Raw genomic sequence first — 23,074 nt, 5'->3', positions numbered from 1 at the left:
GTGAACTGGGCGTTTCAATGTTTATTCGGCAACTAATTGCTCGCTGCGATAAAAGCCTGATGAATCGCTTAATAAGGTAACTAGTTCAGGTAATACCTTATCCATAGTTTGTTTTAACTTCCACGGTGGATTAATTACTATCATCCCCGATGCAGTCATGCCATGCACGTCGGTATCGGCTTCAGTCGCTAATTCAAATAACTGAATATTACGCATACCTGAAGCAATCAATCCCTCTTCCATACGCTCAATTCTTTCTCTGTCGACCACCGGATACCAAATCATGTAAGTGCCAGTAGCAAAGCGTTGATAAGCCTTCGTTAATGTTTTTACCACAGTGTCGTAATCGTCTTTAATTTCATAAGGTGGATCAATGAGTACACATGCTCTGCGCGAAGCGGGGGGTAATAACCCTACTAGACCCGTAAAGCCATCCTCGCCGCGGACACGAATTGAGCGCTTACCGCTCATGTTTTCTTGTAGTAATGCCAAATCTCGCGGATGTAGCTCAAAAAACCAACCTTTGTCTTGGCGACGTAAGAAATGCTCAGCAATTTTCGGCGAGCCCGGATAAAAAGCTAATTGTTCTGTATCATTAAATGATTTAATTAAATCAATATAATCATTTAGTTCCTGATGCTCACTGCGATGTTGATAAAGCTTAGCAATGCCATTTAGGTATTCTTGCGTTTTTTGTGCATCAGCACTGGCTAATTCAAAAAAGCCAGCTCCTGAGTGAGTATCGATATAGTCCAATGGCTTATCTTTGAGCGTCTGGTAACTTAATACCTGAGCTAATACCAAATGTTTAACGACATCGGCTGGGTTTCCAGCATGAAATGAGTGTCTGTAACTGAGCATAATATAATTTCGCTTAAATAAACTCATTGAAGTTAGTTATATTCTACAACATAAAACGCCAAGGGTCATAAATTGCTGGCCATTAAGTGAACCACTTATGAACAAATTAGTCGCTAGCCTGAACAGCTTATTAACATTAAATAAAAATCAGCCAAAACACACGTAAATGCTGGCATATAAAGCAACTTTGCTTTACATTTGCATGACAATAATCACAGTTTTATGAGCGCCTTTATGAATAACGATACCCTTTCTCAACTAGAACAATTGATCGACCAATTAATTAGCCAAAATTCACAGCTACAAACTCAGGTTAGCGAGCTTAAAGATAAAAATAGTAAGCTAATCGATGAAAATGAAATTCTTCAACTTGAAGTACTTGAAAGTGAAGAAAAACAAAAAGACACCAGCACAACTTTAACGGGTTTACTTGAGAAGCTACAAAGCGCCCAACAGGCTAACTAATGTCTGAGCTGCAAAACCAGCGAGTCACAGTTGAGTTGCTTGGTAAAGAGCAGCAATTTGCTTGCCCAGCTGGGCAAGAGGATGCACTCATTGCATCAGCTAAATACTTAAATGATTTGGTTGATCAAATGAAGCAGCGCTCAACAGTGCGCAATGATCAAAAAGCCTTATTAATGGCAGCCTTGAATATTAGCCATGAGTTACTCGAAGCAAAAACACAGCAAAGCGTTACCCAACAGCAGCAGGATCAACTCATCGATAAGCTCAGTGCTTACTTAGGGCAATCGTCAGCCGAATAAAAAAAAGCGCACTCGCGCTTTTTTTATTATCTCGTGGATTCCAGTATCAATTAAAAACAAAATCAGCTAACTTGCCTATTTTATTTTCTCTATTTTGGCAATACTGTTATGACTCACCCTTTTTATATCCCCACTCAGTTAACTGCACTTTTATTGCTAAGCTTTAGTCTTGTTGCACCCCGCTCTGCTGTTGCAGCAACACAGTGGCAAACAATCTCCCCTAACGTACAATTTTTAGAGCAGCAACGAGCCCTACGCTTTTATGACTCAAACCAAGTGCTCATTGAAGGTGATAAATGCGCGCTAATGTTTGATGCCAGTGGCGACTTTGCCGCTGTTGAAGCAACCGTTAAGCAACTAAAAAGCACCTTAAAAACCCCCTTGTGTTACTTAGTTGCTAGTCACTTCCACGACGACCATTTACTGGGCATGGCTATTTTGCAGCATCATTTCCCCGATGCTCAATTAATTGTCCATCAACAGCTTGCTACTGAATTTAGTCAACTCCAACAAACCTATACTAATAAACTTGATAGTTATGAAAAAAGTATCGAATTGAGTTTACAGCGTTTAGCCCAGCAGCCCGAAGCGCAACAACAGCACTGGCAAAACAAACTCAACTTAGCTAAGCAGCGATTATTACGATGGCGCCAATATCAACTACAACCACCACAAACTTACGTTGTTGATAGCTTAACCATTGAACTTGGCAACTACCCAGTCACGATTAACGCACACCAAGCCCATACTAATGGTGATTTAACTCTCAGCGCCGAAAATCATCGCATTTTAGTCGGTGCTGATGTGGTTGATTGGCTACCTTATCCCGGCCATGGTAATTTTAATAACTGGTTGCAAATACTCACACAACTTCACTCAGATCAGCGCATCAAGATAATCCTGCCTGGCCACGGAAGCGTACTAAAACGAGACGATTTACAGCAACCATTAAACTTTTTGCACGCGATACAACAGCATGTAACAAACTATCCAGAGCAAGATTTAGTGCAATTACAGCAAAGCTTTAATCAGCAGTTTGCGAAAGACTACCAAGTTGATGAGATAGCACGAAAAGCTTACCCGCTGTTTCTAGAGGCTGGACTTAAACGAGTTAAACAGTCAAAATAGCGCTCGCACGTGGATGTGCTAGACTTTTAAAAGGATATTAATTTAGTGATGTTTATGCGCAGTTACCTCTTAGCCCTGTTTGTGACTTTAATTTTACTATCCGGTTGCCAAACAACTGAGCCACATTCAGCGCCAAGTGATACTGTGCAAGCTCCGGTTATTTTTAATCACGTTAAACCGTCATCAAATAGCTCAGCACAGCCCACAGATACCAAGCATAAAAAACAAAAAATAACATTAACAGCTCCAGCGCAACAAGCCGCTACATCACCTCAAGCGCACACTCGCAATAAAGATTTATGGCGACATATAGCCGACAACTTAACCATTCAAATTTACCTAAACAAAGCACTAAATAAACGGATTACCTGGTATACCAAGCAACCAAAATACTTACAGGTTGTCAGTGCCCGGGCTGCGCCTTATCTTTATCATATTGTTAGTAAAATAGAGCAACGTAAGTTACCCATGGAATTAGCTTTATTGCCTTTTGTAGAAAGTGACTTTCGCCCGACTATTAGCTCCTCAGAACAAGCTGTTGGGGTATGGCAATTAGTCGGTGCGACGGCTCATCACTTCGGCATAAAATCAGATCAATGGTATGACGGGCGCAAAGATGTTCTCGCTTCAACAGATGCCGCTTTGGCCTATTTAGAGTATTTACATAAGCGCTTTGATGGCGACTGGCTACATGCATTAGCGGCTTATAATAGTGGCGAAGGACGTGTAAAGCGCGCCATCGCAGAAAATAAAAAGCGCGGCAAAAGCACTGATTACTGGTCGTTGAAATTACCCAAAGAAACCTCTGAATACGTGCCAAAGCTAATGGCATTAAGCTACTTAATACAAAACCCTCAGCGCGGATTATACCGCCCTAAACTTGCCAACAAAGCCCTTACAACTGAGCTTAACGTTGGCCAGCAATTTGATTTTTCGGTGATCGCCAATTTATCTGGTATTGGTCGCAGCCAACTACACAAACTCAATCCTGGCTATTTAAAAAACCAAAGCTCACCTAATGGTCCTCATACTTTATTACTACCACTGCAACAGCAAAGCTTATTAAGCAGCCAGTTCTTTAAAAATAATTTCACTGGCGAATATACAGTGAAAAAAAATGATACTTTGTACTCGATTGCCCGTCGTTTTGGATTATCAGTTAACAAACTAAAAGCGATGAATAACAAAACCTCTAATTTAATCGGTATTGGTGAAGCATTGATGGTTGGCCAACCTCGCACCATGCCAGACTCGTTAACTATCAATTATAAAATCAGTCCTTACCTTGAACAAACTGAAATAGCGATCCCCACTATCGCAATCCAATACCAGGTAAAGCCTGGTGATACTATCTGGGGAATCAGCCAACTTTATGATGTGCCGCATAGTGATTTAGCCCGGTGGAATAAACTTAGTGCCTCGAGTATTTTAACGCCTGGCACGCAGCTGGTGCTACATTTGCCGCAAGCAACAAAGGCCGTGTCACAATTGCATGACGAAGGTTTACTTTCAGAGCTTGCAAGAACCTTAAAGCAACCACACTAACCGAACCAGTAGTTTATAATCCGGCTTATTTAGCGTAAAATTAGCTTTTCATTACAGTTAAATTAAAGAGATCGGCATGCAAATTAGCAAAAACTCGGCAGTTGAATTTCACTACACATTAAGTGAAGCGGGCGAGCAACTAGAAACAAGTACTGGCAGTGAGCCGCTAACCTATATTCATGGTTTGGAAGGTATGCTTCCTGGTCTTGAAACAGCTCTTGAAGGCAAGGCTGCTGGCGATAGCTTCAGCGTGACACTTACACCGAGTGAATCTTACGGTGAACGTGTTGATGATCTTATTCAACGCATTCCTCTTAAACACCTTCAAGGTGACACTAAAGCATGGAAGCCAGGCATGACAGCAATGGTTAGCTCTAATCAAGGCCGTCATCAAGTAACGATCGTGAAAGTAGGTCGTTTCAATGCTGATTGTGATTTAAACCACCCATTTGCAGGCAAAACTCTAACGTTTGATGTACAAGTACTTAGCGTACGTGAAGCAACCAGCGAAGAAGTATCACACGGCCATGTCCATAGCGAAGGCGGTTGTGGTCACAACCACTAAGGAAATTCCATGTCAAAGGTTGCTATCGTTACAGGCGGCAGTAAAGGTATAGGTCGTGCTGTTGTTAAGCGTTTTCTAAATAATGGTTACCAAGTACATAACCTTGATCTAGAACCTGCAGATTTAGGCACTTGGCACCACTGCGATGTGAGTAATGTTAGCGCAGTAAAAAAGGTTATTGCAAAGATTGCCAGTAATGGCAAATGTATAGATGTGTTGGTATCGAATGCCGGCCGTCATCTAAGCGCGACAATTGAAGACACTGACGAAGCAACCTTCGATAGCTTGTTTGCACTTAATGTAAAAGGTGCCTACGCGGCAATTCAAAGCGTGTTACCAAGCATGAAAGCGCAACAAAATGGGGTGATTATTTTAATTGCCTCAGATCAAGCCATCATAGCTAAAAACAACTCGTTTGCGTATAACCTGACCAAACATGCGTTAGCCTCAATGGCAAAAACCACCGCATTGGATTATGCCCAGTTTAATATTCGCACCAATGCAGTGTGCCCAGGCACCATAGAAACACCGCTTTTTCATAATGCTATCGACGCATATTGTGCTCGTAGTGGCGCCGATAAAGCCACTATAGTTGCCGAAGAAGGCGCATTACAGCCACTCGGACGATTAGGCCAAGCTGATGAAGTCGCAGCATTAGTTACGTTTTTAGCCAGTGATGATGCCAGCTTTATTACCGGCAGTTTGCAAACTATTGATGGTGGTTATACCGCGCAATGAGTGAACGCATTATTGACCCTCACGTACACTTTTTTAATTTAGTCCAAGGGCAATATGATTGGCTACAAGGTAACAATCCTGTGCCTTGGCCAAATTTAGATACGATTAAAGCGCCCATAAGTGTTAACCAATTACAGCATATAAGTCAGTTTGAAATTGCTGGCCTAGTACACATTGAAGCAGGCTTTGATAACCAGCACCCCATCAATGAACTACACTGGCTAGCTGAGCACTTAGGTGGCCACAATTATAAAGCTATCAGCTTTGCCAATATTAATAGTCATCCCGACGATTTTAATAATGCAATTACCGCTTTATCACACCCAAGCTTAGTGGGCATTAGAGATATCACTGAAGGCGCTGATGCCATGCGCTTAAGCCATGCTACATGCCATGATAACTTAGCGCTATTAGCCAGTAAGCAGCTGATATTTGAAGCTCAATTTGAAGTTGAAAAGCTCACGATTACCCAACAGCTAATCAACTACTGCCAACAACTTCCGCATTTACAATTAATAATAAACCATGCGGGTTTACCCAATAATCTGTCAATTTGGCAGCAGGGGATCAGCCAATTAGCGCAACTACCTAACTGCTGGATTAAATTTTCAGGCTTTGAGCTACTCACCGCGCAGCTGCAAACTCAGCAACAGCAGTGTTTTAACTTTATCCTGCAACACTTTGGTCAGCACCGCGTTATGTTTGCTAGTAATTTCCCTGTGTGTCAAATCAACGCGAGTTATCAACAGCGTTGGTCAAACCATTTTGAGCTGTGTAATACTCATAGTGTATGGCAACAACTTAGCTACAAAAATGCGCAGCACTGCTACCAAGTTTAATTAAAAACCGCTATATTGAGTTTATATTGTATAAAAAATAGATCATCACTATGGCTGTTTCCTCTATTCAAAAGCTCACTATTGGGCTTTTCAATGTTTCTTTTCTAGCGCTTCTTTCTGGCTGTGGTGGCGGTAGTACAATGACCGACAACAACAATAACAGCAATGGTGATGGCGACACTGGTAACAGAATCAATTGGACACAAGGTGTATTTCAACCCTCAAGTAATTTTTATCAACAATGCCAAGCATTAAACGAAAAGCACTGGCTGCGCTCATGGAGCAATGAAACCTACCTTTGGTATGACGAAATTATCGATCGTGATCCAGCGCTGACCCCTGCTGTAAATGAATATTTTAAATTACTAAAAACCGAGCAAATTACCGAGTCAGGCGCAAACAAAGATAACTTTCACTCTAGCCTACCAACCGCACAATGGGAAGCCCAAAGCCAATCAGGAGTGACTTTTGGTTACGGTTTTAAGGTTAAATTAATCAGCCCTACAGCACCACGTCAAGGTGTGATCAGCTATACAGAGCCCAACTCACCTGCAAGTGCGCAAAATCTTGCCCGCGGCTTTGAAATTTTAGAAATCGATGGTGTTGATTTTATCAATGCCAGCACGCAAGCAGAGGTCGATATCCTCAACGCGGGTTTATATCCAACTCAAACCGGTAAAAGTACTACCTTCGTATTCAAAGATATTAATACCGATGAAACCCGCGAAGTTATTTTAAACTCACAAACGATTACTTCTAGGCCAGTCACAAACGTGAAAACCCTGGCTGATGGCACTGTTGGTTACTTTCAATTTAATAGCCACAATGCAATTGCTGAAAAACCGCTTTATGATGCCTTTAATAATCTCAAAGCAAGTAATGTCACTGATCTGATTATTGATATTCGTTATAATGGCGGTGGTTTTTTACAAATGGCCAGTCAAGTTGCTTATATGATCGCAGGCCCCGCGAACACCAACGGTAAAGTTTTCGAAAAAACCATTTTTAACGATCAACACCCAACCTTTAACCCTGTTACTGGGCAGCGTTTGGAGCCTGTGATGTTCACCGATGAATTTGTTGGCTTTGCCGAGAACCCGGCATTAATACCAGGTACACCATTACCAAGCCTTAACTTAAAACGCGTTTATTTACTAACCACTAGTAGCACTTGCTCTGCCAGCGAAGCGATAATAAATGGCTTACGCGGTGCAGATATTGAGGTAATTCAAATTGGCTCTGGTACCTGCGGTAAACCATACGGTTTTTATCCCACCGATAACTGCGATACAACTTACTTTAGTATTCAATTTACCGGTGAAAACAATAAAGGTTTTGGTGAATATTCAGATGGTTTTGCGCCGCAAAACACCACTGACAATGCCCGCTTACCAGTACGCATAGCCGGTTGCGCCGTTGCTGATGACTTTAGCCACCAGTTAGGCGATCCTGAAGAAGCGGTACTAAAAGCCGCGTTGGGTTATAGTGATAATGGTCGTTGTCCAGCAGCCAGTTCAATAGCCAGTAAGCAAGGTTTTGCACCTGCACGCTTTGGCGATACCCCTGCAGTATTAGATACACGGGCTGGATCTCTTGCTGAGCAAAATAAAATACTGCCTTCGCATTAAGCGTTAGCATTAAACTCAAGGCAGAATTGTTATGCTAAAAGAATGTTCATTATCAATACTAACCGCGCTCTTGATCAGCGGCTGCTCTGTGCAAAGCAGTGAACCAACACCAAAATTACAGCATGCATTACTAACAGAGCCACAAGGGGAACTGATTGCTCAAGGAATTGCTCGCCTAATGCGCTCAGAGAAGATTGCAGTAGCTAATGATGTGTTTATGAAGCGCAGCTTGATGGTCGTTGATAACGTCACTAAAACCGACGAGCTTGGCAACCCTATTATGGGTAAACAGCTAAACATGCCAGACCGTTTTGAATTACTGATAAAAAACAACCTATGCTTTGTACGTCATCTCGATAGCAAAGCCACCGAGCCGCTACCGGATGTACAATGCAAGGTGAATGATATCTAGGTGCTAGGAAAATTTTAACGTTTTGAATTAGTAAGAAATAGTTTTAAATTTGCAAAAGCCAAAGTAGATAAACTTAATGAATAGCGAGCTGAAATTAGCTCGCTACTCATAGCTCGTAGCCTATGATTTTATTTGATCTCAACACGCTGAGAGCGCATCACGATTTCGTCGTTAAGTTCAATACCAATACCTGGCTCTTCAGACACTTCAAAGAAACCATTTTTAGGCTGTGGATCTTGCAAGCATAACTCACGGTTCCACTTTTTAATTGCATAAGTGTGATGCTCATGAATTAAGAAATTTGGAATAGCCGTTTCTAAATGTAATGATGCTGCGGTTGCAACGGGGCCGCCACAGACGTGAGCCTGAATACGCACATCAAAAATATCAGCGTAATCACACACTTTTTTAGTTTCAGTAAAACCACCACATAAACCGATATCTGGCTGTAATACATTAATACTTTGATCTTCTAAGTAAGGGCGCACACCCCAACGATTATATAAACGCTCGCCACCAGCAATTGGCACTGATACTTTATCTGCCACTTTGGCATGTAACGAATGATTTAAGTAGTTAACTGGTTCTTCATAAAACATACAGTCAAATTCTTTAGCGATTTCACCGATTTGAATAGCAGAGGTAACACCCGGTAAACTGTGGCATTCAAAAATGATATCGACTTCATCACCAACAGCTTCACGAATTGCCTGCATACGGGCGCGATATAGCTTCATTTCAGCACGTGAAATAATGTTAGTGCGGTCGTAATAGGTATTGCCGTCTTTATCATATTGGATCGGATCAACTTTAACGGCATCGTAGCCTTCAGCCACTGCTTTTAACGCCGCTTCTGCGTATTCTTGTGGATGTACCAGAGCTTTAAACTCAGTGTCCCAGTCAAACTGTAATTGCGAAGCATAAGTACGCAGCTTGTCGTTAACTTTACCGCCTAACAACTGATACACAGGTAAACCTAATGCTTTGCCCTTAATGTCCCATAAAGCGGTGTCTATCGCGCTCATTGCTGCATAGACTACTGGGCCCCCACCTAAACCCCAAAAGCTTTCACGCAGCATACGCGACCATAACTTTTCGGTTTGAAATGGGTCATGACCAATTAAGAAAGCATCAGCCATTTCTTTGATCATAGCAGCGGCAGCACTGTGTCCTAAATCATAAGCAAGGCCAGCTTCGCCAACCCCGCTAATACCTTCGTCAGTATGAATACGGACAAATACAGGAGTCCAAGCAGGTCTGTCTGGACAGTGGATATCAAAAACTTCAACGCGATTAACTTTCATGACAATTCCTTATTAACCAAGGCTTAGGTTATTTTGCAAAACTAGGATCAAGACGATGGGCCTTACGTAACATCGCAGGCCAAGCTAATTGCCCACCGGTACTACCGCTGTGCACTACATTCGCTTGATTATAAATATTATCGATTATGGCTTGAGGTACTGGTGTAACAGCTTGGCCACTGGCTTGTAAAGCCAGCTGTATTTCACAAGCACGCTGTAAGTCATAAAAACGCATAAATGCATCACCCACCGTTGGCCCCACAGTTAAACCACCATGGTTTACTAACAACATATGATTAGTATTAGCGAGATCATCTTGTAAACGTTTTTTCTCATCGCTATTAACTGCTAAGCCTTCATAGCCGTGATAAGACAATGACGGCAGTGAAAACATTGAATATTGACTAAGTGGCAGCAGACCATTTTGCTGCGTGGCAACGGCAATCGTTTCTTTAGTATGTAAGTGAATAACACAATGAGCGTCATCACGCACTTCGTGAATCGCGCTGTGAATCGTAAAACCAGCAGGGTTGATTGCAAATGGCGTGTCATCTAAAATATTTCCGGCCAAGTCCACTTTGACTAGGTTAGAAGCTGTTACTTCATCAAATGTGAGGCCAAACGCATTCACTAAATAATGGTCAGTACCCGGCAAACGCGCCGATAAATGTGTGTAAATCAAATCACCCCAACGAAAATGCTCAACCAACCGATAACAGGCGGCTAAATCAACTCGTAACTGCCATTCTTGTGCAGAGACTTTATTTTTTAAATCAAGTTGTGGTAAATCAAACATTATGGGGCCTTATTTAAACGCGTTAAAAGCAAAACACGATATAGATGGATAGAAGTCTAAAGTAGTGTGCGTGGATGATCAATATTTAAAACAAAACAGCCACACCAAATTGGTGTGGCTGTTTTCTGTGAGCCCAGTGATAACTCACACTCAGCAAAAATTATTTTACGTTTGCTAAGTAATCGGCAATAGCAACCATTTCTTCTTCAGTAACAGTCGCAACCATCGCTTTCATCGCTGCAGTCATGCCATTGTTGCGCGCACCTGATTTAATGTCTTTCATTTGTGCCACTAAGTAGTCTTTATTCTGACCATTTAGTTTAGGATACATTGCCATGATCGGTGCCTTACCTTCAGGACCATGACATGTTTGGCACATTTTTGCTGTATAAAGCGCAGCACCATCGGCAGCCATGCTGTTAAATGACATACTAGCAACCATTGAGAGGCTTGCACCTAAGAGTAATTTTGTTATCTTGCTCATTGTATTTTCTCTTCTTTTTGACGGTTTATAAAAATTATTAGCTTAATTGTAGACCATAATAACGGATCTTTGTACATCACATATGTACGTAATTTATACACCAAGTAGATCACCAAACACGCTGTTCAAGTCATCTCTTAGGCTACCATACTAAATCATCTGGTACTTCAAAATCAGCGTATGGGTCATCAGCATCTTTGCCTTTGTCTTCTGGCTCTACATGAAACACGATGTACTTTTCATCAACTTCTGCCACTTTACGGGCTGGCTCATCTTCAAGTACAAAAAACTGCCCTTCCAACACACAAATTGCCAGTCGGCCACCTGACAAGGCTTTTTGCGTTTGTTCATTTACGTCGAGCTCTTTGACTTTATTTTCGTAAGTAAAATTGAAAGTCCGCTCACCACGAATCGAATCTTGATTATGATGTTCTAATATCTGCTTTACGCGGGCAACTTGCTCACGTTGCTTTAACTCACCTTGGCGAGCTTGATTTAATTCTTCTGCTTTTTTCTGCTGTTCTAACTTTGTTTGCTGAATATGCTTTTGCAGATCACTAGGGTTACTGGTCGCCCCTTTTTTTGGCTTTTTTTGTTGCTTACGCTTTTCACTTTTAGCAACTTTAGCTTTATGTGATGTGGTTAATCCTGCTTGTAGCAATTGGTCTTGTAATGAACCCATAGCTTTGTTCCATTAAAAACTGATATTAGCTTTATTTTATACCCAAACCACCCCAAGATGCGAGTTTCAGTTGGAATTAAAAGCGATTTAGACAAGGCATTGATTGCAAGTAATAGTGGGTCTATTGCTAAAATCAATAACGTAGTATAAATCGCTTTTAAACCAACCCGTTGGGCGTTTCACAGGAACTTACTCTCAGCGTTGTTACTTCTTAAAAGGGACTGTCATTCTTGCAAAGTAACGCCTTGATATTAAGCCCCTGTGAAACGCTGAATTCTGCATCTTGAGGTGGCTTGGGTATAATCACCAATTAAAACAAATCATAGTGCTGTGACCATTAATCTAGCAAAGTGTTGTGATTGAAAACCTGATTTAGCGCAATAAATACTTATTTCTAGAATAAAAGTAACCACTTAAAGAACGCGTTGAGGTTGAATTTAATATCAATCAGGTTAAGCTGTGGTTTTTGTAGTAGGGCCAATAAAATGCGTTTCGGTCATTTATTAGTTTGCTCGCTGTTTATCTTTTTCGTGCTCTATGCACCGCAGCCATTATTAAGTTTATTTGCAGAGCAATTTTCAGTTAGTCCTGCAACCGCAGGTAGCTTGATGACGGCAACTATGCTCCCTTTGGCGATTGCTCCTTTGGTATACGGCTTATTACTAGCTAAACGTAACCCTTTAACAATTCTTCGCTACGCGATGCTAGTACTAGCTGTTACCTGTATTGCTTTTGCCTACGCCCCCAGTTTTGAGTTATTACTGTTACTACGATTTTTACAAGGTTTAACCTTGCCTGCCACACTCACCGCAATGACCACTTACATAGGCAGCACTTATCAAGCTGATAGTTTGCAAAAGAATATGACCTTCTATATTGGCAGTACAATTGCTGGGGGTTACTTTGGCCGAGTGTTAGCGGCTATTTTTGCTGATTTATGGACTTGGCAAAGCTTCTATTTTGTTATTGCCGCAGGTTTAATTAGCTTTGCACTGAGTATTCCACGTAATCAAACAGCCATTGTTAACAGCACTCTTTCCCCATTAAATTATTTAAAACAGCTCGCGAATGCTGCGGTATTAAAATTATATGGTGCGGTGTTTTGTATGTTTTTTTGCTTTGCTGCGTTATTAAATTATTTACCGTTCATTTTACAAGACACTTTTTTAATTACTAATACCCGTGATATTGGCTTAGTTTATAGCGGTTACTTGATTGGCGCCCTCGCCTCTATTGCGACTCCTTGGTTATTAAAAAAGAGTATTTCACCGTGGCATTTATTGTCTGCTATATTTGCTTTTTACAGCACTACACTAGTATTTTTGATGAGCTCACAATTAGTGATTTTTTTACTGGCATTCACTGGTTTTTGCGGCGCAATGTTTATTATTCATTCAACCGCAGCGCCACTGGTTAATAAAATAAGCAGTGCACCACCGAGTGTCACTAATGGTGCTTATGTGTCGTTTTATTATAGTGGCGGGGCTTTAGGCTCTTTTGTACCAGGCTTGGTATATCAACAACTTGGCCATATCGCATTTATGGCCTCGTTATTATTAGTCTGTATATGCGGATTAATTTTAGTAAGTTCGGCTTATCTAGCAGGTAAAAAAACCACTTTAGGCTGATGCCCTGTGGTGGCAAAAAAAGCGTCTAAATCGGCTTTTTTTAATAACCATGTTTGGGTGTTCTCAAATGGATGACAATGAAATAGATCACCAAACCATATGTCTTGGTCAAGCCATAAAGTGACATCATTTTGCTTATCATTCATCAAAGCAAGCATAGATACACATCCAGGTGCGACTTTTAAAAAGCGTGCTAAGCGCTCATCGGAGGCAAACCCTAAGCGTGACAAGCCTTGATATTTAGCCAATGATTTTAAGTCTAATTGCTTGTCATGTGCGGTGATCACTAAAAAATGCTTTTTACCTTCGTTATCACGCAAAAATAAGTTTTTTAATCTTGTTCCGGGGCGTTCCACCATTAATTCATCTGCAGCAAGACTACTATGTAATGCAGGGTGTTCGATAACGTCATAATTGATATTTAAATGCGCTAACAGCGCCGCTAATTTACTTTTATCCGCTAACATTTATAAACAACGCCCCATCAAGCGTACACTTAAATCTCGCCACAATACTTCATTTATCTCATATTTATCGTTGCGACAATATTTTTTGTCATGCAGCTCTTGTTTTAATAAGTGCACGGCTTGATCTTCTAATTCTAATTTTAAGCTATTTGATTCTTCAAAATATTCTTGCTCTGCAAAGTTTTTAAATTGCTGGCGTGTCAGTGGTCGATCTAAGTTTAAATTTGCGCGACTATTGGCTTTAACCGATACCACATAAGCAAAAATCTTATTACCTTGCTCATCTAATTTAGTGTGTAACTGTTTATTATTAATTTCAAAAGGCGGCTCATCACTTTGGCTAGCACAACCACAGAGTAAAACGAGTAACATCAACGCGTATTTTTTCATTATTAGTATCATTCCTGTTATCCAGTGACCGTTAGTCTACCAAAAATTCATTGTTTGCGTAAAAATTCAAAAAATATATAAATAATACTTGACCAAATTTAGAAATCTCATTAAAGTTCGTCCCGCTTGAAACGGAACCTCAAGTAGGTTACGAAATTCGTAACTTTAGGAATGTGGGGCTATAGCTCAGCTGGGAGAGCGCCTGCCTTGCACGCAGGAGGTCAGCAGTTCGATCCTGCTTAGCTCCACCACTTTCCTACTCTTCAATTTTTATCACTATGGCTCTCATGCCAAATTCAATTTTTAAATCTTTCTCATTTTAATCAAAAAACTGTTTATTTTATGTTAGTTATTTTTTAGCTATCAGTTGTGCGCTGCATGGTATTTACGATCAAAAATGCCGAGCATAAACTCGGCATTTTAATTTGGTTATTCGACTACCAATTATTCGCGAATTTGACCTACACCATTGACGAGGTATTTCTCCGTCGTTAATGATTCTAAGCCCATTGGGCCGTAAGCGTGTAATTTTGACGTTGCGATACCAATCTCTGCACCTAAACCTAACTGTGAGCCATCAGAGAAGCGTGATGAGGTATTAACCATCACTACTGAGGCATCAACACTGCGCTGGAACAATTCAGCCGCGGCTTGGTTTTTAGTGCAAATAACTTCCGTATGGTTTGAACCAAATTGCGCAATATGCTCAATTGCACCAGCAAAATCTGGTACTACACGAATCGCGATTTCTAAATCTAAATATTCTTCGCCAAATTCCTCTGGCGCAAGCACTGTTGCATCATCAAAATATTGTGCGGCTTGGCTATCTGCATTTATTTTTACACCTTCTTGGCGTAATACAACAGCACATAAATTTAAAAACTCATCGGCAACATCCTGATGAACGACAAGGCCTTCTAATGCATTACATACGCCAGTACGCTGAGTTTTACCGTTCAGTAGCAAGTTAATCGCCACTTCTAAGTCAGCGTCTTTATCTACGTATAAATGACACACACCTTTAAAATGCTGGATCACAGGAATTGTACTGTTATCTGTTACAAAGTTAATTAGCCCTTCGCCGCCGCGTGGAATAATTAAGTCAATGCTGTCACGTTGCTGCATCAATTCCATTAATAATCCGCGGTCTGGATCTGGAATAACGGAGATTAACGCTGCCGGTAAATTATGCTGCTCTAATACTTGATGCATGACACTCGCAATTGCTTGCGAGCTTTTAAGCGCCTCTTTACCACCACGTAAAATAACCCCATTACCTGATTTGAAGCATAACGCTCCAGCATCAGCGGTTACATTTGGACGCGCTTCATAAATCATACATACCACACCAAGTGGTACGCGCATTTTACGAATTTTAATCCCGTTAGGACGTTCAGTAATATCGCGTAATTGACCCACAGGATCATCAAGGCTTACAATCACTTCAATGCCTTCAGCCATCGCTTCAATACGTTCGTCATTGAGCGTTAAACGGTCAATCATAGCGGCTGCTAGATTGTTATCGCGGGCTGCGGCTAAATCACTTTCGTTCTCTTTAATAATAAATGCTTTTTGTTGGCGTAATGCTGCAGCCATATCCAGTAGCACCTGATTTTTGGTCTCGGTATCGAGTAAGGCTAACTGATGTGCCGCTTTTGCTGCCTGACGTGAAATATCTGTAATTAAACTCATGACTTCTCCAATAATGCGATATCTTTCTCTGAAATAACGGGACCAATCGAATCTTGCATCTTGTCGCTAAATTCGCTTTGTTCGTTATCAGCTATAAAATTCAATAAACAACTACTGTAATTTGCAGTTGCTTTGGCTAATCGAGTGCCGTCGCTGCTACGTACCAAAATGGTATCGCCAATTGCAAACTCACCATGCACTGCGACAATTTCATCGCCACGGATACAGCCAGTTTCACCTTCTAAAGACTCATCGTATGAACCTGCGACAACGACTTCACCTTGCTCACTTGCAGTATGAGTCATCCAGTGAACAGCTTCTTGCATCGGTTTTTCGTACGGTAAGAAAATAGTACCTGGGTTCTCACCTTCCAGCAGTTTTGTAAATGTCTGCTCTTTAAAACCATTAATTATATAAGTAGTAATACCATGTGAAGTCGCTTTTTCAGCTGCTTCAATTTTAGTTTTCATACCACCTGTACCAACCGCACTGGTAGCAGATCCTGCCATAGCATAGATTGATTCATCAATTGATTTAATTTCAGGCAGTAATATTGCATCGTCGTGCAAATTAGGGTTTTTATCATAAAGCCCATCCACATCTGAAAAAATCATCAATGCATCAGCATCTGCTGCTGCAGCGACCATTGCCGATAAGTTATCATTATCACCGACTTTTAAATCATCAGTTGTCACCGTATCATTTTCATTCATGATTGGCAGCACACCATGATCCAACAAAGTGAAAACAGTTTCTCTAATACTCTCATAACGCTCACGGTCACGTAAGTCACCATGAGTTAATAAAATCTGCGCCGATGGGAAATCAAAAAAGCGGTCCCACATAGCCATCATTTCGGTTTGCCCTGCTGCTGCCATGGCCTTTTTCATTGCCACAGTGCGCTCTTGTGTCTTCGGAAATAAATGCGCGCCAGCGGCAACTGAGCCTGACGAAACTAAAATAACTTCAATTCCTTGACTACGACAACGAACAATAAACTGAGCGATGGTTAATAAATAGCGTGAGCGACAACCATCTTGATCAGGTGCAATCAATGCGCTACCTACTTTTAATACGATACGTCGCCAATTTAACTTTTGCATAAATGTTCAACTTTCCATTTTAACTGTGACTTACCCTAGTTTGGATAAATCTGAAAACAACCACCTAGTGTTTACCTAGGTTACGAGTTAACAATTTGCACTTGCTTTTGCTCACTTTCTTTAGCCATCACTTTTTAATACTCAGCCGGAAACGCTCACTTAGTTAATTAACAAAGTGCGTTAGATATAGCATAACTTTGGCTCAATCATTAAGACTGAACAGTTATAAAGTAAATAAAAAGTGTTGTTTATGCATCGCTGTAAAAAGCTGTGTGAAGCTTTTTTATTAACAACATACATAGAGCCTCTAAAGTCTGGTACACCAACAGATAGGGTGATGACTCAAGGACCGAGATTTGCTCACCACGATGGGTGTCAAATATTGAGTAAGTAACAGTTCAACTCAAACAATATGAATCACAATAAAATGTAATTTATGTTCAAATTAACTAATTACTAAAAATGAGTAAAATTGTACAAACTGCATTCAAAACAATTAACAAATTGATTTTTAAGCATATAAATATAGTGACCTCAATCTAAGTTGTTGTAATTTAAAGCAACTTAAAAATAACTATATGTATTCGCTTAGACCTAACAAGTAACTAATTAGATGACTAATTGTTTGAACACTAACTATATTACGCTACTTTTAGCCTAAAGATCAAGACTATATTTTATTCACTCGGCTTACTATTGCAGCCAATAAATTTTAAAGTCTTTAAGATTCAGTTGGTTAAACAGAGTTTAATTTGTTTCAAATATTTTAAAACCAATAAATTATCATTTCTTCTACAAATAAGTTCGTAAACAGCTAAAATTCTATTAGGAAAAATTAACATACACGTGTATACCCCTGTATTATAAGTATCGAAAGGTTTACTCCTAACTGTTGTAATAAATAAGGAATACTTCATCTATGTCAGCTATTTATATCGCAGGGATCGCTCTATGTTCGGTTCTCGCCCAATGGATAGCATGGGGTTTTCGTGTCCCAGCTATTTTATTTTTGTTACTTACAGGCCTATTGCTTGGCCCTGCTACGGGTTTACTTGATCCAGATGCACTGCTTGGTGATTTACTCTTTCCTGTCGTCTCGCTCAGTGTTGCGGTGATCTTATTTGAAGGTTCTTTAACTCTACACTTTCGAGAACTCAAAGGTATTGGCAAGGTAGTCCGTAACTTGTGCTCTATTGGCATGATTACGACTTGTATAGTGATAAGTCTCAGTGCCTATTGGATTTTAGAACTCAACTGGCGTGTAGCAGCGGTGCTCGGTGCGGTATTGGTTGTTACTGGCCCAACAGTTATTGCACCGCTATTAAACTCAATGCGGCCAACCCAAGACATTGATCGCATACTACGCTGGGAGGGCATTGTTATTGACCCAATTGGTGCTTTATTTGCGGTTTTAGTATTTGAAGCGGTAATGCTAGTTGGTCAAGGTGAAGTGTTTATCCATACCGTAATCGCCTTGTTTAAAACCTTAGGAGTCGGTTTATCTATTGGCGTGGTCGCAGGTTGGCTTACAACGTTACTGATCCGCCGCGAATGGCTACCATTTGAATTACATAAATTCGGCATCTTAGCTCTGGTACTTATTAGCTTTACAGTCTCAAATCATTTGAGCCATGAGTCAGGTCTATTAGCGGTTACTGTATTTGGTATTTGGTTAGCGAACCAAGACGATTTAGAAATTGATTCTGTTTTAGAGTTTAAAGAAGATCTGTCTATGATCTTAATTTCAACCTTATTCATTTTGCTTGCTGCGCGTTTAGAATTAGCTGATTTAATGATGCTTGATGCCGATGTGTTTATCTTTTTGGCTATCGTATTATTTATCGCTCGCCCATTGTGTATTGCGATCTCCACTTTCGGCACTGAGCTACCAATTAAATCTCGCTTAGTACTCGCGTGGATTGCTCCGCGCGGTATTGTCGCAGCAGCGGTAGGCTCTGTTTTTGCTATTAGTATGATGGAAGCTGGTGTTGCTGATGCCGAGAAAATGGTGCCACTGATTTTTACCGTTATCATTATCACAGTAGTTCTGCAAAGCTTAACTGCGATTCCGATTGCGAAGCTATTAGGGGTTCGTCAGCCTTCACCGAATACTATTTTGATCATTGGTGCAAACCATGTCGCTCGTGCCATTGCTTGTGGGCTAAAAGAGCAAAATATTCAAGTACACTTATCAGATCCAGCTTGGGAAAACTGCCGCATGGCACGTATGGATGGGCTGCCTTGTTATTATGGTAACCCGCAATCAGAACATGCTGAACGTTACTTACCCCTGACAACTCTACGCAGCGTAATGGCGCTTTCGCCAAACCGCCATCATAACGCGCTAGGCGTGCAGTATTTTTCACATTTATTGAATGAAAAGAACGTCTTTTCATTGCGTTCTTCGACCTCTCACGCCAAAGCAAACAAAGACAGCGCGACGTTTCTATCTCGGCAAATTTTGTTTGGTGACAGCGGCTCTTATGCACGTTTAAGTAGCTTAATTGCCAAAGGCGGCAAGGTCAGTGTAACGCGAATTTCTGAAGAGTTTAACTGGGGCAAATACCAAGAGATGAACAGCGATGCAATTCCGTTATTCATCCTCAATGGTGACAAAGATAGTGATGATGATAGCCCTATTAAACTGCGTCCGTTTACTATTAATATGGAAAAACCGCCGCAAGAAGGTGAACGTGTCGTCGCGATGCTGCCACCAAAAATGTCGGTATTGAAAGATCCTAATAATGGTAAAAACAAAGAACCGAAAGAAATAAAAGAGTAAAACGAAAAGGGCTAGGTATCGCACCTAGCCCTTTTACTTTCAACTCGCTAGTTTTCTAACTCGCTAACTAATCTACTCAAACCTACAATGGCAATCGTGCACGCGCTACTACACTATCGGGCATTTTTTGCGCCAATTGGGCTAGTGAGCGTTCAATCTTTTTATGGGTTGCTTTATCTGCAACCATGCTATGAAATAACCAACGATACGCGTCTTCGTAATCACGTGGACTACCATAGCCTTGATTAAATAAATTAACTAACCGCAATTGTGCTTTTAAATTTCCTTGTGATGAAGCTTCACGTAGGTAAGTCACAGCAAGCGCTTTATCCTTTTGCACCAATCGGCCCGTGTCATAGTATCGCCCGAGTTGCTCTAATGCCGCCGCTAAGCCTTGCTGTGCTGCTTGACGCATATAATACACACCAAGCTCTACATTACGATCAACACACACCGCATACGCCAGCATATCGCCATATAAAAATTGATAAGAAGGCAGTGCCATTTTATTGGCTCGTGCTTCGATATCTTGTACTAACTGGCAGTCATCTGCCTTTACTCGCGCAAGATGTGTATTACTATTGATCAAAGCAAGCAGCTCAGTTTCTGTATATAGTGGCACGGCAGCTATGGTCTCTTCAGACTTGGCGTGGCTTGCCAGCAAAAACGATAACGGCACTAATGATAAACAAGTTAACAAACGCATTTAGGTCACTTTAAATTAAAAACCATCTTGCTAAAGTTTATACAAAGATCGTTCCATAATGAAATTTATAAATAGCTTATTTATTATAAACACTATCCCCAGACACAAAAAAAGCTGCACAAGGCAGCTTTTTTAGTACTATTAGTAATTATGCAAACGGACTGCGTAACACCATAGTTTCTACACGGTCAGGACCTGTAGAAATAATATCAACAGGTACACCGGTGATTTCTTCAATGCGTTTGATGTAATCTAGTGCCGCTTTTGGTAGCTGCTCAACAGTAGTAGCACCCACTGTATTTTCAGTCCAACCAGGCATCTCTTCATATACTGGCGTTACTTTATCATAACCTTCAGCAGCAAGTGGCGTCACATTAGTGATAGTGCCATCTTCTAACTGATAACCAGTACAGATTTTTAGTGTTTCTAGACCATCTAACACGTCTAGTTTAGTTAAACAAAAACCTGAGATAGAGTTAATTTGTACTGCACGGCGCATAGCCACAGCATCTAACCAACCAGTACGACGTAAGCGACCAGTCGTTGCACCAAACTCATGACCTACGGTACCTAAGTGCTTACCAACTGGGTCTTGTTTTTCTAAACCGTCGTAAAGCTCAGTAGGGAAAGGACCAGAACCAACACGCGTGGTGTAAGCTTTGATAATACCTAGTACATAATCAAGATTTAACGGACCAAAACCAGCACCTGTAGCAACGCCACCGGCAGTGGTATTTGAAGACGTTACATATGGATAAGTACCGTGATCGATATCAAGTAATGTACCTTGCGCGCCTTCAAACAAGATGTTGTCGCCCGCTAAACGCGTTTGATCAAGTAACTCAGTTACATCAACAACCATTGCTTTAAGGATATCTGCAACAGCCATTGCATCATCAAACGTCTGTTGGAAATCTACCGCATCTACTTTGTAATAATTTACTAAAGTGAAGTTATGGTATTCCAATACTTCTTTAAGCTTCGCAGCGAATAATTCAGGGTTGAATAAATCACCGATACGCAAACCACGACGGGCTACTTTATCTTCATAAGCAGGACCTATGCCGCGACCTGTTGTACCAATCGCTTTATTACCACGTGCTTTTTCACGAGCTACATCTAATGCGATGTGGAAAGGCAAAATAAGCGGACATGCTTCACTGATCAATAAACGTTCACGTACTGGTACGCCACGTTCTTCAAGCATGCCAATCTCTTTCATTAGCGCTTCTGGTGAAACAACAACACCATTACCAATCACACACTTAACATTGTCACGTAATACACCCGATGGAATAAGGTGTAAAACTGTCTTTTCACCTTCGATTACCAGTGTATGACCAGCGTTATGGCCACCTTGGTAACGAACTACTAAAGATGCTTTGTCTGTAAGGAGGTCAACTACCTTACCCTTACCTTCGTCACCCCATTGGGTGCCTAATACAACAACGTTTTTACCCATTGTAAATTCACTTAGAAAAAATTAGGACGAGATTTTACCAGATAATGAGGGGAAAGATCACCCCCGTTTAGGTTATTTTTTCTGCGCAGTCGTACAACGACCTTTGCAATAAAAATTAACTGGTTGAATAACATTAAGTTACTCATGAAAATTCATCTTACTAAAAGAAAAACCCTGCATACACAGGGTTTGGATTTGTGCTAGATTTAGAAAAAGATTACTGCGCTGCAGCACCTTTCATATATCTAAAGAAGTCACTGTCTGGTGATAATACCATTACGTCTTGCTTATCTTTAAAGGTCTTTTTATAGGCCTCTAATGAACGTACAAAACCAAAGAATTCAGCATCTTTATTGTACGCATTGGCATAAATAGCCGCAGCTTTTGCATCGCCTTCACCGCGAACGGTACGGGCATTACGCTCAGCATCAGCCAGCATTACTGTGACACGACGGTCAATGTCAGCGCGAATCGTTTCGGCTTTTTCTTGACCTTCAGAGCGATGCTCTTTAGCAACAGCAGTACGCTCTGCACGCATACGTTGGTAAATCGAATTACTCACTTCTGACGGTAAATTGATTTGCTTAACACGTACATCAAGTACTTCAATACCAAGCTCTTGAGCACTTTCAGAAGCTTGAACTAATGCTTCTTCCATTAACTCGCTACGCTCACCGGAAACAATCTCACGGATAGTACGTGAACCAAAGTTAGTACGTAGACCATTATTTACTTTTTGCTTAAGTAATGCTTCAGCGTATTGCTTATCACCACGGGCACGTAAGTAAAAAGCACTAAAATCACTAACACGCCATTTAACGTAAGAATCAACGATTAAGTCTTTTTTCTCGCTAGTAACAAAACGATCTGGCGTACCATCTAAAGTTTGAATACGCGCATCAATACGGCGTACTTGGCTAAAGAAAGGCACTTTGAATTGTAAGCCAGGGCCATAAACAATTGCTTTATCATCACTGTCTTTTTGCACTTTACTGAATAGCATAACAATTGCTTTTTGCCCTTCAGGTACTACGAACACTGACGAAAAAGACAACACAACGGCCGCTAATAATATAACTAAACTAAAGTTTTTCATTG

The 23,074-nt window shown here is 40.8% G+C and carries 23 protein-coding genes and 1 tRNA gene; 12 read left to right on the top strand and 12 right to left on the bottom strand.

The genetic code is table 11. The features are described from left to right. Positions 1 to 21: 21 nt before the first annotated feature. Positions 22 to 861 carry a 23S rRNA (adenine(2030)-N(6))-methyltransferase RlmJ gene (locus PSR9079_RS03925; protein WP_149980512.1) on the bottom strand — a complete coding sequence of 280 codons (840 nt, stop codon included), beginning with the start codon at positions 859 to 861 and terminating at the stop codon, positions 22 to 24. 234 nt (positions 862 to 1,095) lie between these two features. Between PSR9079_RS03925 and zapB the strand changes: the two genes are divergently transcribed. The 9 genes from zapB to PSR9079_RS03880 all read left to right on the top strand — a co-directional run bounded on the left by zapB (position 1,096) and on the right by PSR9079_RS03880 (position 8,480). Next, complete coding sequence (gene zapB / locus PSR9079_RS03920) at positions 1,096 to 1,326, top strand: cell division protein ZapB (protein ID WP_145238165.1); 231 nt, start codon at positions 1,096 to 1,098, stop codon at positions 1,324 to 1,326. Continuing rightward, on the top strand, positions 1,326 to 1,625 hold the full coding sequence (locus PSR9079_RS03915; protein WP_149980511.1) for a cell division protein ZapA: 300 nt from the start codon (positions 1,326 to 1,328) through the stop codon (positions 1,623 to 1,625). Before zapB ends, PSR9079_RS03915 begins: the two co-directional genes overlap by 1 nt. 108 nt (positions 1,626 to 1,733) lie before the next feature. Beyond that, positions 1,734 to 2,753 carry an MBL fold metallo-hydrolase gene (locus PSR9079_RS03910; RefSeq protein WP_149980510.1) on the top strand — a complete coding sequence of 340 codons (1,020 nt, stop codon included), beginning with the start codon at positions 1,734 to 1,736 and terminating at the stop codon, positions 2,751 to 2,753. Between the two features lie 54 nt (positions 2,754 to 2,807). Continuing rightward, the gene (locus PSR9079_RS03905; RefSeq protein ID WP_149980509.1) at positions 2,808 to 4,298 is read left to right on the top strand and encodes a LysM peptidoglycan-binding domain-containing protein; all 1,491 of its coding nucleotides are present in this window, start codon (positions 2,808 to 2,810) and stop codon (positions 4,296 to 4,298) included. Between the two features lie 76 nt (positions 4,299 to 4,374). Beyond that, entirely contained in the window at positions 4,375 to 4,863 is a 489-nt protein-coding gene (locus PSR9079_RS03900; RefSeq protein WP_149980508.1) for an FKBP-type peptidyl-prolyl cis-trans isomerase, read from the top strand. 9 nt (positions 4,864 to 4,872) lie between these two features. Further along, entirely contained in the window at positions 4,873 to 5,601 is a 729-nt protein-coding gene (locus PSR9079_RS03895) for an SDR family NAD(P)-dependent oxidoreductase (RefSeq protein ID WP_149980507.1), read from the top strand. Then, positions 5,598 to 6,440, top strand: coding sequence for an amidohydrolase family protein (locus tag PSR9079_RS03890; RefSeq protein ID WP_149980506.1), 843 nt, complete (start codon positions 5,598 to 5,600; stop codon positions 6,438 to 6,440). Before PSR9079_RS03895 ends, PSR9079_RS03890 begins: the two co-directional genes overlap by 4 nt. 50 nt (positions 6,441 to 6,490) lie before the next feature. Next, entirely contained in the window at positions 6,491 to 8,068 is a 1,578-nt protein-coding gene (locus tag PSR9079_RS03885; RefSeq protein WP_149980505.1) for a S41 family peptidase, read from the top strand. A gap of 31 nt (positions 8,069 to 8,099) precedes the next feature. After that, positions 8,100 to 8,480 carry a hypothetical protein gene (locus PSR9079_RS03880; RefSeq protein ID WP_149980504.1) on the top strand — a complete coding sequence of 127 codons (381 nt, stop codon included), beginning with the start codon at positions 8,100 to 8,102 and terminating at the stop codon, positions 8,478 to 8,480. A gap of 128 nt (positions 8,481 to 8,608) precedes the next feature. Here the strand turns inward: PSR9079_RS03880 and PSR9079_RS03875 are convergent, their stop codons facing one another. From PSR9079_RS03875 to PSR9079_RS03860, 4 genes are all read right to left on the bottom strand, one after another. Further along, the gene (locus PSR9079_RS03875; RefSeq protein WP_064668182.1) at positions 8,609 to 9,784 is read right to left on the bottom strand and encodes a mandelate racemase/muconate lactonizing enzyme family protein; all 1,176 of its coding nucleotides are present in this window, start codon (positions 9,782 to 9,784) and stop codon (positions 8,609 to 8,611) included. A 28-nt stretch (positions 9,785 to 9,812) separates the two neighbouring features. Further along, positions 9,813 to 10,580, bottom strand: a complete 768-nt coding sequence (locus PSR9079_RS03870) for a class II aldolase/adducin family protein (protein WP_145238137.1) — start codon at positions 10,578 to 10,580, stop codon at positions 9,813 to 9,815. A gap of 160 nt (positions 10,581 to 10,740) precedes the next feature. Next, positions 10,741 to 11,064, bottom strand: coding sequence for a c-type cytochrome (locus PSR9079_RS03865; RefSeq protein ID WP_145238134.1), 324 nt, complete (start codon positions 11,062 to 11,064; stop codon positions 10,741 to 10,743). Positions 11,065 to 11,206: 142 nt separating this feature from the next. Continuing rightward, on the bottom strand, positions 11,207 to 11,746 hold the full coding sequence (locus PSR9079_RS03860) for a DUF2058 domain-containing protein (RefSeq protein ID WP_149980503.1): 540 nt from the start codon (positions 11,744 to 11,746) through the stop codon (positions 11,207 to 11,209). A 485-nt stretch (positions 11,747 to 12,231) separates the two neighbouring features. Here PSR9079_RS03860 and PSR9079_RS03855 point away from each other — a divergent pair, with 485 nt between their 5' ends. Continuing rightward, positions 12,232 to 13,374: an MFS transporter gene (locus tag PSR9079_RS03855; RefSeq protein ID WP_149980502.1), complete on the top strand. Its 1,143-nt coding sequence runs from the start codon at positions 12,232 to 12,234 to the stop codon at positions 13,372 to 13,374. Here the strand turns inward: PSR9079_RS03855 and PSR9079_RS03850 are convergent. Next, on the bottom strand, positions 13,341 to 13,841 hold the full coding sequence (locus tag PSR9079_RS03850; protein WP_145238125.1) for a prolyl-tRNA synthetase associated domain-containing protein: 501 nt from the start codon (positions 13,839 to 13,841) through the stop codon (positions 13,341 to 13,343). The genes PSR9079_RS03855 and PSR9079_RS03850 overlap by 34 nt on opposite strands. Then, positions 13,842 to 14,231 (bottom strand): hypothetical protein, encoded by a 390-nt coding sequence (locus PSR9079_RS03845; RefSeq protein ID WP_145238122.1) that lies wholly within the window; start codon positions 14,229 to 14,231, stop codon positions 13,842 to 13,844. Positions 14,232 to 14,406: 175 nt separating this feature from the next. Between PSR9079_RS03845 and PSR9079_RS03840 the strand changes: the two genes are divergently transcribed. Further along, positions 14,407 to 14,482, top strand: a tRNA-Ala gene (locus PSR9079_RS03840). 193 nt (positions 14,483 to 14,675) lie between these two features. Here the strand turns inward: PSR9079_RS03840 and PSR9079_RS03835 are convergent. Beyond that, positions 14,676 to 15,923, bottom strand: coding sequence for a glutamate-5-semialdehyde dehydrogenase (locus PSR9079_RS03835; RefSeq protein WP_145238119.1), 1,248 nt, complete (start codon positions 15,921 to 15,923; stop codon positions 14,676 to 14,678). Further along, complete coding sequence (gene proB, locus PSR9079_RS03830) at positions 15,920 to 17,026, bottom strand: glutamate 5-kinase (protein WP_145238116.1); 1,107 nt, start codon at positions 17,024 to 17,026, stop codon at positions 15,920 to 15,922. The genes PSR9079_RS03835 and proB overlap by 4 nt, the downstream gene beginning before the upstream one ends. A gap of 919 nt (positions 17,027 to 17,945) precedes the next feature. Here proB and PSR9079_RS03825 point away from each other — a divergent pair. Continuing rightward, complete coding sequence (locus PSR9079_RS03825) at positions 17,946 to 19,808, top strand: cation:proton antiporter (protein WP_145238113.1); 1,863 nt, start codon at positions 17,946 to 17,948, stop codon at positions 19,806 to 19,808. Between the two features lie 82 nt (positions 19,809 to 19,890). Here PSR9079_RS03825 and PSR9079_RS03820 read toward each other — a convergent pair whose 3' ends face one another. The 3 genes from PSR9079_RS03820 to hflC all read right to left on the bottom strand — a co-directional run bounded on the left by PSR9079_RS03820 (position 19,891) and on the right by hflC (position 23,072). Next, positions 19,891 to 20,514 carry a tetratricopeptide repeat protein gene (locus tag PSR9079_RS03820; RefSeq protein ID WP_149980501.1) on the bottom strand — a complete coding sequence of 208 codons (624 nt, stop codon included), beginning with the start codon at positions 20,512 to 20,514 and terminating at the stop codon, positions 19,891 to 19,893. A 148-nt stretch (positions 20,515 to 20,662) separates the two neighbouring features. Beyond that, entirely contained in the window at positions 20,663 to 21,976 is a 1,314-nt protein-coding gene (locus PSR9079_RS03815) for an adenylosuccinate synthase (RefSeq protein WP_145238109.1), read from the bottom strand. Between the two features lie 217 nt (positions 21,977 to 22,193). Next, entirely contained in the window at positions 22,194 to 23,072 is an 879-nt protein-coding gene (gene hflC, locus PSR9079_RS03810) for a protease modulator HflC (protein ID WP_149980500.1), read from the bottom strand. Positions 23,073 to 23,074 lie beyond the last annotated feature (2 nt).

This window comes from Pseudoalteromonas rhizosphaerae (assembly GCF_902498845.1).
Classification (GTDB): Bacteria; Pseudomonadota; Gammaproteobacteria; order Enterobacterales; family Alteromonadaceae; genus Pseudoalteromonas; species Pseudoalteromonas rhizosphaerae.
The sequence above is the reverse complement of the archived record's forward strand: the minus strand, read 5'-3'. Positions and strand labels throughout refer to the sequence as shown.

Excerpts from the sequence above, each read along its gene's own strand:
- PSR9079_RS03925 (WP_149980512.1), bottom strand. The coding sequence starts at position 861 with ATGCTCAGTTACAGACACTCATTTCATGCTGGAAACCCAGCCGATGTC.
- zapB (WP_145238165.1), top strand. The coding sequence starts at position 1,096 with ATGAATAACGATACCCTTTCTCAACTAGAACAATTGATCGACCAATTA.
- PSR9079_RS03915 (WP_149980511.1), top strand. The coding sequence starts at position 1,326 with ATGTCTGAGCTGCAAAACCAGCGAGTCACAGTTGAGTTGCTTGGTAAA.
- PSR9079_RS03910 (WP_149980510.1), top strand. The coding sequence starts at position 1,734 with ATGACTCACCCTTTTTATATCCCCACTCAGTTAACTGCACTTTTATTG.
- PSR9079_RS03905 (WP_149980509.1), top strand. The coding sequence starts at position 2,808 with ATGCGCAGTTACCTCTTAGCCCTGTTTGTGACTTTAATTTTACTATCC.
- PSR9079_RS03900 (WP_149980508.1), top strand. The coding sequence starts at position 4,375 with ATGCAAATTAGCAAAAACTCGGCAGTTGAATTTCACTACACATTAAGT.
- PSR9079_RS03895 (WP_149980507.1), top strand. The coding sequence starts at position 4,873 with ATGTCAAAGGTTGCTATCGTTACAGGCGGCAGTAAAGGTATAGGTCGT.
- PSR9079_RS03890 (WP_149980506.1), top strand. The coding sequence starts at position 5,598 with ATGAGTGAACGCATTATTGACCCTCACGTACACTTTTTTAATTTAGTC.
- PSR9079_RS03885 (WP_149980505.1), top strand. The coding sequence starts at position 6,491 with ATGGCTGTTTCCTCTATTCAAAAGCTCACTATTGGGCTTTTCAATGTT.
- PSR9079_RS03880 (WP_149980504.1), top strand. The coding sequence starts at position 8,100 with ATGCTAAAAGAATGTTCATTATCAATACTAACCGCGCTCTTGATCAGC.
- PSR9079_RS03875 (WP_064668182.1), bottom strand. The coding sequence starts at position 9,784 with ATGAAAGTTAATCGCGTTGAAGTTTTTGATATCCACTGTCCAGACAGA.
- PSR9079_RS03870 (WP_145238137.1), bottom strand. The coding sequence starts at position 10,580 with ATGTTTGATTTACCACAACTTGATTTAAAAAATAAAGTCTCTGCACAA.
- PSR9079_RS03865 (WP_145238134.1), bottom strand. The coding sequence starts at position 11,064 with ATGAGCAAGATAACAAAATTACTCTTAGGTGCAAGCCTCTCAATGGTT.
- PSR9079_RS03860 (WP_149980503.1), bottom strand. The coding sequence starts at position 11,746 with ATGGGTTCATTACAAGACCAATTGCTACAAGCAGGATTAACCACATCA.
- PSR9079_RS03855 (WP_149980502.1), top strand. The coding sequence starts at position 12,232 with ATGCGTTTCGGTCATTTATTAGTTTGCTCGCTGTTTATCTTTTTCGTG.
- PSR9079_RS03850 (WP_145238125.1), bottom strand. The coding sequence starts at position 13,841 with ATGTTAGCGGATAAAAGTAAATTAGCGGCGCTGTTAGCGCATTTAAAT.
- PSR9079_RS03845 (WP_145238122.1), bottom strand. The coding sequence starts at position 14,231 with ATGAAAAAATACGCGTTGATGTTACTCGTTTTACTCTGTGGTTGTGCT.
- PSR9079_RS03835 (WP_145238119.1), bottom strand. The coding sequence starts at position 15,923 with ATGAGTTTAATTACAGATATTTCACGTCAGGCAGCAAAAGCGGCACAT.
- proB (WP_145238116.1), bottom strand. The coding sequence starts at position 17,026 with ATGCAAAAGTTAAATTGGCGACGTATCGTATTAAAAGTAGGTAGCGCA.
- PSR9079_RS03825 (WP_145238113.1), top strand. The coding sequence starts at position 17,946 with ATGTCAGCTATTTATATCGCAGGGATCGCTCTATGTTCGGTTCTCGCC.
- PSR9079_RS03820 (WP_149980501.1), bottom strand. The coding sequence starts at position 20,514 with ATGCGTTTGTTAACTTGTTTATCATTAGTGCCGTTATCGTTTTTGCTG.
- PSR9079_RS03815 (WP_145238109.1), bottom strand. The coding sequence starts at position 21,976 with ATGGGTAAAAACGTTGTTGTATTAGGCACCCAATGGGGTGACGAAGGT.
- hflC (WP_149980500.1), bottom strand. The coding sequence starts at position 23,072 with ATGAAAAACTTTAGTTTAGTTATATTATTAGCGGCCGTTGTGTTGTCT.